This is a genomic window from Nonomuraea sp. NPDC001699 (assembly GCF_053596455.1).
In genome coordinates, this window is record NZ_JBSFGF010000005.1 from 62830 (window position 1) to 75103 (window position 12274).

Annotated in this window: 11 protein-coding genes; 6 read left to right on the forward strand and 5 right to left on the reverse strand. The window is 71.8% G+C overall.

Features of this window, described 5'->3' with window-relative positions; genetic code table 11:
• Positions 1–52 precede the first annotated feature (52 nt).
• Positions 53–1648, reverse strand: a complete 1596-nt coding sequence (locus ACWCSU_RS16925; protein WP_449935867.1) for an IucA/IucC family protein — start codon at positions 1646–1648, stop codon at positions 53–55.
• 80 nt (positions 1649–1728) lie between these two features.
• Here ACWCSU_RS16925 and ACWCSU_RS16930 point away from each other — a divergent pair, with 80 nt between their 5' ends.
• Together ACWCSU_RS16930 and ACWCSU_RS16935 are read left to right on the forward strand one after the other, a co-directional pair.
• A complete protein-coding gene (locus ACWCSU_RS16930) occupies positions 1729–3330 on the forward strand; it encodes an IucA/IucC family protein (protein ID WP_449935868.1) in 1602 nt (533 codons plus the stop codon).
• Between the two features lie 104 nt (positions 3331–3434).
• Positions 3435–4499 carry an STAS domain-containing protein gene (locus ACWCSU_RS16935; protein WP_449935871.1) on the forward strand — a complete coding sequence of 355 codons (1065 nt, stop codon included), beginning with the start codon at positions 3435–3437 and terminating at the stop codon, positions 4497–4499.
• Here the strand turns inward: ACWCSU_RS16935 and ACWCSU_RS16940 are convergent.
• Positions 4485–5249, reverse strand: coding sequence for an SDR family NAD(P)-dependent oxidoreductase (locus ACWCSU_RS16940; RefSeq protein WP_449935873.1), 765 nt, complete (start codon positions 5247–5249; stop codon positions 4485–4487). The two genes, ACWCSU_RS16935 and ACWCSU_RS16940, sit on opposite strands and share 15 nt — an antisense overlap.
• Before the next feature lie 360 nt (positions 5250–5609).
• Here ACWCSU_RS16940 and ACWCSU_RS16945 point away from each other — a divergent pair, with 360 nt between their 5' ends.
• Positions 5610–6266: an alcohol dehydrogenase catalytic domain-containing protein gene (locus ACWCSU_RS16945; RefSeq protein WP_449935876.1), complete on the forward strand. Its 657-nt coding sequence runs from the start codon at positions 5610–5612 to the stop codon at positions 6264–6266.
• Positions 6267–6293: 27 nt separating this feature from the next.
• Here the strand turns inward: ACWCSU_RS16945 and ACWCSU_RS16950 are convergent, their stop codons facing one another.
• Complete coding sequence (locus ACWCSU_RS16950; protein ID WP_449935878.1) at positions 6294–7226, reverse strand: endo alpha-1,4 polygalactosaminidase; 933 nt, start codon at positions 7224–7226, stop codon at positions 6294–6296.
• A gap of 157 nt (positions 7227–7383) precedes the next feature.
• On the opposite strand from ACWCSU_RS16950, the gene ACWCSU_RS16955 reads away from it, so the two are divergent.
• Genes ACWCSU_RS16955 through ACWCSU_RS16965 form a run of 3 tightly spaced genes read left to right on the forward strand, consistent with a single transcriptional unit; the run spans position 7384 to position 10399 of the window.
• A complete protein-coding gene (locus tag ACWCSU_RS16955) occupies positions 7384–8670 on the forward strand; it encodes an ABC transporter substrate-binding protein (protein ID WP_449935880.1) in 1287 nt (428 codons plus the stop codon).
• Positions 8667–9587 carry a carbohydrate ABC transporter permease gene (locus ACWCSU_RS16960; RefSeq protein WP_357707085.1) on the forward strand — a complete coding sequence of 307 codons (921 nt, stop codon included), beginning with the start codon at positions 8667–8669 and terminating at the stop codon, positions 9585–9587. Before ACWCSU_RS16955 ends, ACWCSU_RS16960 begins: the two co-directional genes overlap by 4 nt.
• Complete coding sequence (locus ACWCSU_RS16965; protein WP_357707087.1) at positions 9584–10399, forward strand: carbohydrate ABC transporter permease; 816 nt, start codon at positions 9584–9586, stop codon at positions 10397–10399. The genes ACWCSU_RS16960 and ACWCSU_RS16965 overlap by 4 nt, the downstream gene beginning before the upstream one ends.
• On the opposite strand, the gene ACWCSU_RS16970 is transcribed toward ACWCSU_RS16965, so the two are convergent.
• On the reverse strand, positions 10389–11219 hold the full coding sequence (locus ACWCSU_RS16970) for an SMP-30/gluconolactonase/LRE family protein (protein WP_449935882.1): 831 nt from the start codon (positions 11217–11219) through the stop codon (positions 10389–10391). The genes ACWCSU_RS16965 and ACWCSU_RS16970 overlap by 11 nt on opposite strands.
• Positions 11220–11406: 187 nt before the next feature.
• The gene (locus ACWCSU_RS16975) at positions 11407–12165 is read right to left on the reverse strand and encodes an IclR family transcriptional regulator (protein WP_357707091.1); all 759 of its coding nucleotides are present in this window, start codon (positions 12163–12165) and stop codon (positions 11407–11409) included.
• Positions 12166–12274: the final 109 nt, after the last annotated feature.

Genomic DNA, 12274 nt, shown 5'->3' on the forward strand with positions numbered 1-12274 from the left:
GGGGCCTCCCGAATTCGATACGCCGTAAACTGTTGTCCTCGGCGAGGATAGCTTATGGCGTAAAGAGTCGCAAAGGGCTGGGCATCGGCACGCACCGCATGTCCGCGCCGTCCGCCTCCAGCCAGCGCAGCAGCAGGTTGGCCTTGGCCGGCACGGACGCGCCGGTGAGCAGCTCGCGCAGCTCCTCCGGCCGGCCGTGGTCCTCGGCGCAGCCGTCGAACACCGACCTCGCCTCGGTCCACAACTCGGCCCACAACTCGGCCCGCAACTCCGGGTGCCGATCGGCCACGGCTCCGGCGATCTCGCAGAGGTTGTTGACGACCAGGCAGTACAGCAGCCGTTCCCAGCCGTAGGCGGCGCTCACGACGGGCGTGCGGGCCCCGGGCAGGCTGTGGCGGTCCGCGGTCAGCTTGACCCCCTCGTGGTCGCGGAAGATCGCCTGGCCGGGCAGGCCGCGCCCGTCCACGCCGATGACGACGTTCTGCAGGTGGCATTCGAGCACCACGCCGTGGCGGAAGTAGGCGTGCAGGACCGGCGGCACCACGTGGTCGAGGTAACGCCGCCACCACACGAGCGCGTCGCCGGCGTCGAGGCCGTCCAGCGGGTTGCCCGGGAAGCCCTCGCTGACCCCCGCGGTCAGCAGCGCCGTCAGCCCCGGTCGCAGGTGCCCGCCCAGCCCGTCGCGGACGATCACCGCCAGTGCCTCGCCGCCGTCCAGCCCCAGCTCCACGCTGCGGTAACCGCGGTCGCTGAGGACGGCGGGCCGCGGCCGGTGCTCCGGCAGGTCGTCGAACGCCCCGCGCAGCAGGTCGTCGATCAGGCCCAGCCAGCGCAGGTCGTGCAGCCACAGGCGGCGGATGTCGTTGGTGATCCGCACGTCCAGGCTGAACTTGCAGAACAGGTCCGCCTCCGGCAGGTACACCGTGCGGATCGAGGCGGTCGGCACCGCCCGCGCGGGCGTGAGGCCGAGGTGGCGCAGCTCCTTCAGGCCGCCCAGCAGCTCCACCTGCCAGGGATGGGCGGGCAGCAGCGCCAGGCCGTCGGGGGCGGCCGGGCCGAGCCGGTCGAGCGCGCTCGCGTCGCCCTGCTCGACCAGCGCCTCGACGGGCACCCCGAGCAGCGGCAGCGCGAAGCTCGCGTGCACCTCGGGCGAGTAGGCCAGCCACGAGTCCGGCCCCGATCCGCCGCGCGCCTTGGGCGCCGGGTGGTAGCGGTGACCGGCGACCAGCGCCTGCTCCGAGCGCAGATACGGGTCGGCGGGCGAGGTGGCGGTGCGCCGGGCCGACAGCAGCGTGGCCATGACGTCCCTGCTGTCCATGATCTCTCCGGCCAGGGTCGGGTTGGCGTGGCCGGTGCCCGTCCGCAGCTCGTCCTCGGTCAGGGCGACCAGGCCGGCCAGCGACAGCGGGCGCGGGCCGTCCGGGGTGCCCAGGGCGGGGGCGGCGGGGTAGCGTCCGGGGCGGACGTGCAGCACGTGCCCGGTCGCGGGCAGCACCCACGAACCGCCGGTCGTGGGCTCGGCCACCTCGCGGAGCAGGCAGTTGAGGAGGGCCGTCACCGCGAGGGTCTCGGCTTCGTCCGCCGCCTGGCGGTCATGCGCCTCTGGTGCCGGCCCGGCCGGTGGGAGGAGGCCGTCGATATATGCCATGGCGACCTGTCCTACCCTTTTGTACCGATCAGTGTCCACAGGGTTGTCACCTGGGCATGTTCCTGGATACGGGGGGGTTCATGCGGCATTCGACGGGGCGGTTCGCGACGGAGCTGGCCGCCGTGCGCCCGCAGCTCTCGCCCGGCTACGCCGCCGCCCTGCCCGGCGCGCGGGCCGCCGTCATGGGCCGGCTGTGGCGGGGCCTGCTCTGCGAGCCGCTGCCCGGCCTCGCCGAGCCGGTCGCCGCGGCGGGCGGCCTGCGCGTACGGCTCTCCGACGGGCGCGACCTGACCGGGCCGGCCCGGCTGCCGTACGACCTGGCCGACGTGCCGGTGCTGCTGCTGGACGGCGTCCCGTACACGGATCCGGCCGAGCTGCTGGCCGCCCTCGGCCTGCCGGGCGCGGACGGGCTGGTCGGCGACCTGGACAACAGCGTCGCCTCCCTGGCGCTGTCCCGCGCGGGTGCGGCCTTCCCCGTCCGCGGGCCGGGTCCCGAACGGTACGAGCAGAGCGTCGTCGACGGCCATCCCTACCATCCGGGCTGCCGCAACCGGCCGGGGGTGTCGGTGGCCGAGCAACTGGCGTACATGCCGGAGCACCGGCCCGTCGTCGCGCTCGACCTGGTGGCGGTGCCCGCCGCCGAATGCCTGGTCACCGGGCCGTGGCCGGGCTCGCTCGTGGACGGCGACCGGCTGCTGCTGCCCGTCCACCCCTGGCAGACCCGGCACGTGCTGGCCGGGCTGGGGGTGCGCCCGTACGCGACGGGGGCGCTGCCGTGCCATCCGCTGATGTCCGTACGGACCCTGGCCCCCCTCGACGGCGGCCCGCACCTGAAGACGGCGTTCACCACCCGCATGACCTCCGGCGTCAGGGACATCTCGCCCGCCTCGGTACGCGACTGCGTCCCCCTGTCGGACCTGCTCACCGCCCTGTCGGCACGGCTCGGCGGACGCCCGCGCATCGCCCGCTACCTGTCCGGGGCCGCGGGGACGGTGAACGGCGAGCACACCGCCGACCTGTCCGTCATGCTGCGCGATCCGACGCCCCGCGTGCCCGGCCACAGCGTGCTGCCCGTGGCCGCCCTCACCTCCGGCGCCCACTGGGACGCGCCACGCGGCGAGGAGGCCGGCGAGTGGCTGGCCGCCTTCGCCGGCGTGGCGACGGCGGCGGCGCTCGGCCTGCTGGCACTCGGGGTCGCGCTGGAGGCCCACGGCCAGAACCTGCTGGCCGTGCTCGACCGGCGGGGCTTCCCGGTCGAGCTGGTCTACCGCGACCTGGCCGACGTCAGGATCAGCCCGGCCCGGCTGGCCCGCAACGGGTTCGGGACGCCGCCGGTCGCCGCCCGGCTGCTCAGCGACGACCCCGGCGTCCTGCACGCCAAGCTTTTCGGCTCGCTCGTGGGCACCACGTTCGGCAGCCTCGTCGCCTCACTGGGAGAGGGTGACCGTGGCGCCGAGTCACGTCTGTGGGCCGTCGTGGCGGGGGCCGCGCGGCGGGCCTTCGACGCGCTCCCCGACACCGCCGACGTGCGCGCCGACCGCCGGGCCCTGTTCGGCGAGCGGATCCCGGTGAAGGCCCACCTGCTCGCCCAGCTCGCGGGCTCCCCGCCCGGCGACAGCTGGACGTCGCTGCCCAACCCCCTCACCCAAGGAGCCTCCTGGATCCCCGCTCACGCACGGTGAGCGCCTGGCTCTTTTCCCGCAGGAGGAGGAATATGGGGCATGCAGCCGGACCCTGCGGCGCGTCGATCTCCGATCACGCAGAGTTCAGGGAAGGAGCGAATCCGATGATGCAGCTCTCAGTACGGCTCGTGCCCGTGGGCGACTCCACCCTGGTGGTCGCCCTGGCGGGCGAGCTCGACTCGACGACCAGCCCCATCCTGGCCGCCTTCCTCGACCCGCTGCCGCGCTCGCGGGTGAAACACGTGATCGTGGCGGCGGGAGACCTCTGGTTCTGCGACCTCAACGGCCTCGAACAACTCGCGATCACCCACCGGGCCATGCAGGAGAAGGGTGGCCACTTGGCCGTGGCCGAGGCCCAGCCCGCGTTGTGCCGTCTCGTCGCGCTCATGACCGAGCACGGCGGCACCGCGATCCCCCTGTTCAGCACGATGCCCGACGCCCTGGCCGGGACCGGCGTCGAGATCTACGAGCAGACCGGGCCGCCCCGGCCGGTCAGCCGGCACCTGGCGTGCTTCCGCCGGGCCCGCGACCCCCGCGCCGAGCAGCACCACGGCAGCCGCCGGCTCCGCCCGCAGCGGGACGCGACGCCCATCACGCCCGACCGGCAGGAGAACCTGCCGCCGCCCGGCCGCTGGTCCACGACCGTCCAGCGGCTCCGGTCGGCCAACGCGGAGCTGGAGAGCGCGAACGAGGAGCTGAGGTCGGCCAACGCCGACCTGCGCCACGCCAACGACGCGCTCATCGCCCGCGCCGCCGAGCTGCGCCGCGCCAACGACGCGCTGGTCGCCCGCACGGCCGAGCTGGAGGAGGCCGGCCGGTTCACCGCCTCGCTGGTCCACGGGCTGGGCGACGCCGTGATGGTGCTCGACGCCGACATGCGGGTGCTCATCTGGGGGGCGGGGGCCGAGGAACTGTGGGGGGTGCGGGCCAGGGAGGCGGTGGGCCGTCCGCTGGCCTCGCTGGGCACGGGGCTGCCGGTGGAGATGATCGTCCCGCTCGTACGCGACACGCTGGCCGGGGCCAGGAGGGTCGCGTTCGACGCGGTCAACGACCATGGGCGGCCGACGCCGCTCACCGTCGAACTGTCCCATCTGCGCACCGACGACTCCGGGCACGGCCTGATCATCGCCATGAAGGTGCCGCGTCCCGGTGACTCACATGATCGCTAGCTGTCCGCCGTCGATCACCAGCTCGGTTCCGTGGATGAAGGCGGCGTCGTCGGAGGCGAGGAAGGCGTACGCGGCGGCGACCTCCTCGGCGAGCCCGGCGCGCCCCAGCGGGATGTGCTCACGCTCGTAGGAGGAGACGAAGTCGTCGGCGAGCGCCGACGAGATCGAGGCGTTCAGCGGGGTCCGGATGTAGCCGGGGCACAGGGCGTTGACCCGGATGCCGTGGCCGCCGAGCTCGACGGCCATGGTCTTGGTCAGCAGCAGCACGCCGCCCTTGGAGGCGTTGTAGTGGGCGTAGTCGGCCTCGCCGCCGAGGCCGTTGGTCGAGGACATGTTGAGTATCACGCCGCCCGTCCCCCGTTCCACCAGGTGGCGGGCCACGGCCTGGGCCATCAGGAACATGCCGCGCAGGTTCACCGAGATGATCCGGTCCCAATGATCGGGGGTGATCTCCAGGAACGGCTCGCGCCAGGCGGTGCCGGCGTTGTTGACGAGCACGTCCACGCCGCCCAGCGTCTCGATCGCGCCGGTCACCAGCCGTGCGACGTCGTCCTCCGAGCTGACGTCGCCGGTCAGTCCGCTCACCTCGCCGAGCGGCGCGAGCTCGGCGACGGTGCGCCCGACCTCGTCGCCGTCGAGCCCGGTGAGCACCACTCGCGAGCCCTCCTCCAGGAACCTGCGGGCGGCGGCGGCCCCGATGCCGCTGCTGCCCCCGCTGATCAGCACCCGCTTGCCGGCCAGTCCCCGCATGACCTCGTCCTTCCTCAACGCACCGCGCCGCGCCACGACGCGCGGACCTGTGGTGACCTGCGCAGGAGTGTCGATCTCGGGTAAATGCGTGGTTCGCCCCTCTCGCAGGTCATCAGAAAATAGCATGCGTTCCGTCTTCCGCACTAGCATTCCGCTACACGGAACTAATTGACTGAGTGGCGATGACAGCGCCTATCGGCGTGCCGTCAATGGATCGGAACGGCATTCCGTATCAAGGAAAGTGGGAGCGTCCATGAGGCACGGCACCTTACGAGTCGGAGAAGGCGGCGTCGCGGCCGCGGCACGAACAGGGACCTCGCCGGGCGCCCCGGCGGGGCCGGTCAGGGCGGGGGGTGGGCGATGAGGGCGCTGGTGTTCACCGGGCCGTCCGCGGTCGAGGTGCAGGACGTGCCCGAGCCCGCCGTCGGGCCGGACGAGGTGCTGGTCCACGTGGCCGCCTCCGGCATCTGCGGCAGCGAGCTGCACGGCGTCAGGACGCCCGGGTTCCGGGTGCCGCCCCTGGTCATGGGGCACGAGTTCGCCGGGCTCACCTCCGACGGACGATCCGTGGTGGTCAACCCCATCCTGTCGTGCGGCTCGTGCGACGTGTGCCGGCTCGGCCGGCGCAACGTGTGCCGGCGGCGGCAGATCATCGGCGTCCACCGGCCCGGCGGGTTCGCCGAACGGGTGGCCGTGCCCGAGAGCGCGCTGGTCGAGCTGCCGCAGGGCCTCGGCTGGACGGCGGCCGGGATCGTGGAGCCGGCGGCCAACGCCGTCCACGCCTGGTCGCTGGCCGGGGCGCCGGCCGGCTTCGACGCGGCCGCCCTGGTACGCGGCGAGCAGCGGGTGCTCGGCTCGTTCGCCTACACGGACGAGGACTTCGCCACGGCCGTGCGGACCGTCGGCGAGTGGGACGTGAGCTGGGTGCGCACGTGCCCGCTCGCCGACGGCGCGGAGCTGTTCACGGCCCTGATGAACGGCCGCGACACCCCCGTCAAGGCCCTCCTCGGCCCGTGACGGGCAGGGGGCGGCCCCGCCGCCCCCTTACTTGCACGGCTTGTACGGCGTGTCCTTCAGCGAGTAGTCCACGGCCTTCTTGATCGCGTTGATGCCGAGCTTGGCCGCCTTGGGACAGAAGGTCGCCGGCGCCGTCTCGTACTCGACCTGGAACACCGGCTTGCCCGCCTTGACGAAGACGCTCAGGTCGCCGCACTCGTCGTACTGGAAGCACTCCTCGTTGACGGCGTAGTCGAAGCTGGTCACCAGCTCGGCCGCCTGGCTGAGGTCGTTCTTGAGCGCCGCGGACAGGCCCTTGCGGTGGGCCATGTCGGCCAGCGCCCGGTTGTAGAGGAGCTGGGTGGCGGGGCTGACGGTCCAGCCGGTGACCGACTTCCCCTCCTCGTGGGCGTTGACGACGTCGAACTCGACCCCGTCGAAGCCGGCCTGGGCGCACTTGTCGACCCGGGCCTCCATCATCTTCAGCAGGAAGTCCCGCTGGCCCTGGTCGTTGTTGATGTTGGCCCAGCGCTCGTTGGGGAACTCCGCGCTGAACGGCTTGCCGAGCAGGGAGTTGCCGTGGCTCTTGTGCCAGGCGACGAACTGCTGGTAGTCGGGCCGGTACTCCTCGATCGAGCCGGCGTCGACGTAGCAGACGGCCTTCGCGCCGCGGGCGTGGACGGCCTTGACCGCCGCCGTGTTGAGCGTGGTGTTGTTCCCCACCACATCGCCGTCGGCGTAGAGGTCGATGTCGAACACCGCGGGCTTCACGCAGGCGCCGCCCGACTGGGGGACCACGCAGATGTCGACGTTGACGCCGCCGGTGGCGGCGTACTTGGCGTTGCCCTGGAGCTGGTACTGCCAGCGGCTCTGCAGCGGCGGCTTCCACGGCCCCGCCTCCGCCGTGGCCGGCGCGGCGAGCGCCGCCAGCGGCGCGCAGCTCAGCGCCGCGACCGCGGCCAGCCGAGCTAAGAGAGTCATGGTTCGCACGTTCGCCCTCATTCCGTCTAGTGGAACTCTAGTCTGCATCGTGGATGCGTGACTATACTCGCCGCACGCAGCGGGCCGCCACGCCCGCCGTGCTCTGTGGAGGGAACCCCATGGCACGACTCATTCACCACATCCGCGAGACCGCCCGATGAGGCCCCGTACGACGACGGCCGTCGTCGCCCTGGCCCTGGCCGCGGTGAGCTGCGGCGGCGGAGGACAGGAACGGGCGAGCGGCCCGGTCGAGATCACCATCTGGCACGGCCAGGAGGACACCTCGGCGAAGTCGATCGAAAAGCTGGTCGCCCGGTTCAACCAGAGTCACCCCGACATCAAGGTCAGCACCGAGTCCGGCGGCGCGACCGCAGACGGCATGCTACCCAAGATCACCGCCGCGCTCGCCTCGGACGCCTACCCCGACATCGCCTACCTGTACGGCTCCTGGGCCCCCAACGTGGCCAGGAACCCCAAGACCGCCGACCTCACCTCCTACGTCAAGGACCCGGCCGTCGGCTGGACCGACTTCTGGGCCAACGAGCGCGAGGCGGTCACCGTCCAGGGCAAGGTCATCGGCTTCCCCGCCGTCGTGGACAACATGGTGGTCCTCTACAACAAGAAGCTGCTGGCCAAGGCGGGCGTCAAGGCCCCCGGCCCCGACTGGACCTGGGACGAGTTCCGCGACATCGCCAGGAAGACCACCGACGCGCAGAAGGGCGTCTTCGGCACCACCTGGGCGATCAGCGGCGGCGAGGAGGCCGTCTGGGGGCTCTGGCCGCTCCTGTGGCAGGCGGGCGGCGACATCCTCACCCCCGACCACAAGAAGTCCGCGTTCGACTCGGCGGCCGGGCAGCAGGCGCTCGGGCTGGTCCGAAGCATGGCCGTGGACGACAAGTCGGTCTACCTCGACTCCAGCCCGGCCGAGAAGGGCCAGAAGCTGTTCGAGTCGGGACGGCTCGCCATGTTCCTCTCCGGCCCCTGGGTGCTGCCCGACCTCCAGGCCGCGATGGTGGACTACGGCGTCGCGCGGCTGCCCGGCACCAACGGCAACCACGAGACCGTCTCCGGCCCGGACAACTGGGTGGTGTTCGAGCACGACGAACGCCGCGTCAAGGCGGCGACCACGTTCCTGAGCTGGCTGACGGCCGCCGAGCAGGAACTCGTGTGGATGAGCGACACGGGCTCGCTGCCCATCAGGGAGTCGATCACCAAGCTGCCCGGCTACCAGGACTATCTGACGAAATATCCGGGCATCGAGGTGGTCTCCGAGAACCTGGCCAACGCCAAGCGGGTCAGGCCGCCCACCACCAAGTACCCCCGCGTGTCGTCCTTCGTGGCCGAGGCCATCGCGCAGGCGCTGCTGGGCCGGACCGACGCCAAGACCGCCCTGGACGAGGCCGCGGCCAAGTCCGACGCGGTGCTGGCGGTGCCGGGCTCATGAGCAGCGCCGCCGTCAGCGCGCCCGCCGCCCGGCACGCCAAGCGTCCGCGCAGGCTCGGCGACCACGTCGCGGGCTGGTCGTTCGCGGGCCCGGCGACGCTGATCATCCTCGGGTTCGCGCTGGTGCCGATGGCGTGGGCGCTGGCGCTGTCGTTCACCGACTCCGACCTGATGAAGACGCCCGAGAACGTCGGCCTGGACAACTACCGGGCGCTGTTCCAGGACCCGGTCTTCTTCCAGGCCGTGCGCAACACCGGGCTGCTGCTGGTGCTCTACATCCCGGCCTCGCTGGTCTTCGGCCTGGTGGTGGCGGTGCTGCTGAACAGGAAGGTGCGCGGGATCGGGTTCTACCGGACCGCCTTCCTCGTCCCGTACGTGGCCTCGGCCACGTCGGCCGGCCTGTTGATGGGCTACATCTTCGACCGCGACTTCGGCCTGATGAACGGCGTGCTCGTGCAGCTCGGCCTGCCGATGCAGGGCTTCCTGAGCAGCCCGTCCCAGGCCATGTACGTGCTGACGCTGATCTTCTTCTGGACCAGGTTCGGCTTCGCCGTGGTCATCTACCTGGCGGCCATCCAGGAGATCGACAAGGCGGTGCTGGAGGCGGCCTCCATCGACGGCGCGGGGCGGTGGGCCACGTTCCGGCACATCATCGTCCCGTCCGTACGGCCGATCACGCTCTTCCTCGCGGTGTGGGGCGTGATCGACGCCCTGCAGTTCTTCGACCTGGTCATGACCACGACCCAGGGCGGCCCGGCCAGCGCCACCGTGACCATCGTCTACTACGTCTGGCAGCTCGCCTTCCGCTACTCGGCCGCCGGGTACGGCGCGGCCGTGGCCTACACCCTGTTCGCCGGGACGCTGCTGCTGATCGTCGTGGGCCTGGTGGTCGCGCGTCGGAGAGGAGCCGTGCGATGAGGCGACGCCTGCCGAGCAGGTGGCACCTGGTGCTCGCGCCGATGTCGGTGGTGACGCTGCTGCCGTTCGTGTGGCTGGTGCTCAGCTCGGTCATGACGCAGGCCGAGCTGAACAGGTTCCCGTCGCCGATCCTGCCGGAGGGCATCGACCTCGGCGGCTACCGCACGGTCATGGAGCGCTCCGACTTCCCCCGCTGGTTCCTCAACAGCGTGCTGGTGTCGGGCGTGATCGTGGTCGCCCAGGTCGTGCTCTGCAGCATGGCCGGGTACGCCTTCGCCCGGATCCGGTTCATCGGCTCCCGGCTGACGCTGGTCCTGATCATCGCGACCGCGCTGATCCCGTTCCAGCTCACCGTGATCCCGACCTTCCTGATGTTCAGCCAGGCCGGGCTGGTGGACACGCTGGGCGCGCTGATCATCCCGCAGCTCAGCTCGTCGGTCGGGATCTACCTGATGACCTCGTTCTTCCAGTCCTTCCCGAAGGAGCTGGAGGAGGCGGCGCGGATCGACGGGTGCTCGCGGGTCGCACTGTTCTTCCGGGTGGTGCTGCCGGTCGCCAAACCGGCGCTGGCGGCGCTCGCCGTGATCACGTTCATCACGGCCTGGAACGATCTCTTCTGGCCGCTGGTGGTGATCAACTCCGAGGCGAACTACACCGTGCAGGCGGGGCTGACCACGTTCCAGGGCCAGCACCGGGCCGACTGGCCCGCGATCATGGCGGGCACGGTGCTGACCACGCTTCCGGTGCTGGCGGTGTTCCTGTTCGGCCAGCGCCGCTTCGTGCAGGCGCTGACCGGCGCGGTCAAGGGGTGAGGCCCCGGTAGGGGTTCGCGGGCAGGCCGGTGTGGGAGGTGCGGCAGCGCCACAGCTCCCCGCCGGCGCTGCCGTCCCAGGCGGTGGTCACGTAGAGCACGTCGAGGTCGGGGCCGCCGAAGGCGCAGCTCGTGACGTTCGCCGCGGGGACCTCCAGGGTCAGGTCGGCCCGCCCGTCCGGCCGCAGCCGCACGACCGCGCCGCCGCCCCACAGCGCGACCCACACGTGGCCGGCGGCGTCGACCGTCAGGCCGTCGGGGCCGGGGAGGGCGGCGAACTTCCGGCGGCCGTCGAGCCGGCCGGTCGCCGGGTCGTAGTCGAAGACGTCGATCCGGTCGGTCGCGGTGTCCACGTAGTACATCAGGCGCTCGTCGGGGCTCCAGCCGAGGCCGTTCGAGATCGTGACCCCGTCCAGGACCTTGTCGCACGTACGGTCCGCGCCCAGGCGGTAGAGGGAGCCCGCGCCGGGGGTGTCGTCCTCGGCCTTGGTGCCGGCGAAGAAGCGGCCCGCGCGGTCGCAGGCGCCGTCGTTCATCCGGTTGCCCTCGGGCTCGGGCGGCCGGGCGACCAGCTCGGTGCGGCCGTCCGCGTGCCGGGCGAAGCCGTCCCTGAGGGCGAGCATGAGGCCGCCGGCCGCGTCGGGCACGGCGACGCCGACCGGCTGCCCCAGCTCGATCGTCTCCCGCTCGTCGCCCGACGGGTCCAGCCTGTGCACGTGACCCGCGGGGATGTCGACCCACAGCAGCGTGCCGGTGACGGCGTCCCATCGGGGGCCCTCGCCGAGGGTGGCGGCGGGCACGGGGACCTTCTCCAGCTTCATGCTCTCTGCTCTCCTGATCCGTGATACGGAACGCAGTTCCGCTACCCCTCCGACCGTAGTCGACCGAGGTCCCGTTAGGGAGGGGATGAGGAGGGCGTCGCGCCGAACGCGCCGCGGCCCCGGCGTTCGGAGGGGCGGGCCTTCGATGCCCGGCTTTCGAGGGCCGACGGCTTCTGCAAAGGGTGGGTCAGGCCTCGGCGGAGATGGCGCGGCGGAGGCCGTGGCCGACCTCTTCGAGGCGGGCGACCGACATGCGGTCCTTGATCGCGGTCACGCTCACCGCCGCCACCGGCGCCGTCTTGCCCATGAAGACCGGCGCCGCCACGCACCGCACCCCCGGCTCGTTCTCCTCCAGGTCGAGCGCGTACCCGCGCTGCCTGACCTGGTCGAGGTGGGTGGCCAGCTTGGCGGGGTTCGTGATCGTGTTCCTGGTCCTGGTGGACAGCGGCCCGTAACGCTCGGCCCACGCCTTGACCGCCTCGTCCGTCGGGTACGTCCAGGCCAGCAGCGCCTTGCCCACCCCGGTGCAGTGGGCCGCGTTGCGCCCGCCGACCACCGAGGTCATGGTGATCGACCGCACCGCCTCGACCTTGTCCAGGTAGACGACCTCGCCGCCGTCGAGCATCGCCATGTGCACGGTCTCGGAGAACTCCTCGCTCAGCCGCAGCAGCAGCGGCCGTACGAGCGTGCGCAGATCCATGCTCTCGTAGAACCGGAAGGCCGTGGCCAGCAGCTCGGTGCCGAGGAAGTACGGCCCGCTCGGCTCCGGCTGGGCCGCGAAGCCCCGGTGCTTCAGCGCCCCGAGCAGGCGGTGGAGCGAGCTCTTCGGCAACCCCAGCCTGGTGGCCAGCTCGTCGAGCGTCACCCCCCTGCTGTGCTTCCCGATCTCCTGCAGGATCAGCAGGGCACGATCGACGCTCCCCACAGGGGACTGGGTCTCAGCCACTGAAACTCTCCCTCGCCTATTCCGCTGATCGGAATGCTAGCGCGTATTACGGAACCTCGCCGCACACGCGGTCAACACAGTGGGTCTCTCAGCGTAGTCAGCACAACCC

Coding starts and splice junctions, on each gene's coding strand:
- ACWCSU_RS16925 (WP_449935867.1), bottom strand. CDS start 1,648: ATGGCATATATCGACGGCCTCCTCCCACCGGCCGGGCCGGCACCAGAG.
- ACWCSU_RS16930 (WP_449935868.1), top strand. CDS start 1,729: ATGCGGCATTCGACGGGGCGGTTCGCGACGGAGCTGGCCGCCGTGCGC.
- ACWCSU_RS16935 (WP_449935871.1), top strand. CDS start 3,435: ATGATGCAGCTCTCAGTACGGCTCGTGCCCGTGGGCGACTCCACCCTG.
- ACWCSU_RS16940 (WP_449935873.1), bottom strand. CDS start 5,249: ATGCGGGGACTGGCCGGCAAGCGGGTGCTGATCAGCGGGGGCAGCAGC.
- ACWCSU_RS16945 (WP_449935876.1), top strand. CDS start 5,610: ATGAGGGCGCTGGTGTTCACCGGGCCGTCCGCGGTCGAGGTGCAGGAC.
- ACWCSU_RS16950 (WP_449935878.1), bottom strand. CDS start 7,226: ATGACTCTCTTAGCTCGGCTGGCCGCGGTCGCGGCGCTGAGCTGCGCG.
- ACWCSU_RS16955 (WP_449935880.1), top strand. CDS start 7,384: ATGAGGCCCCGTACGACGACGGCCGTCGTCGCCCTGGCCCTGGCCGCG.
- ACWCSU_RS16960 (WP_357707085.1), top strand. CDS start 8,667: ATGAGCAGCGCCGCCGTCAGCGCGCCCGCCGCCCGGCACGCCAAGCGT.
- ACWCSU_RS16965 (WP_357707087.1), top strand. CDS start 9,584: ATGAGGCGACGCCTGCCGAGCAGGTGGCACCTGGTGCTCGCGCCGATG.
- ACWCSU_RS16970 (WP_449935882.1), bottom strand. CDS start 11,219: ATGAAGCTGGAGAAGGTCCCCGTGCCCGCCGCCACCCTCGGCGAGGGC.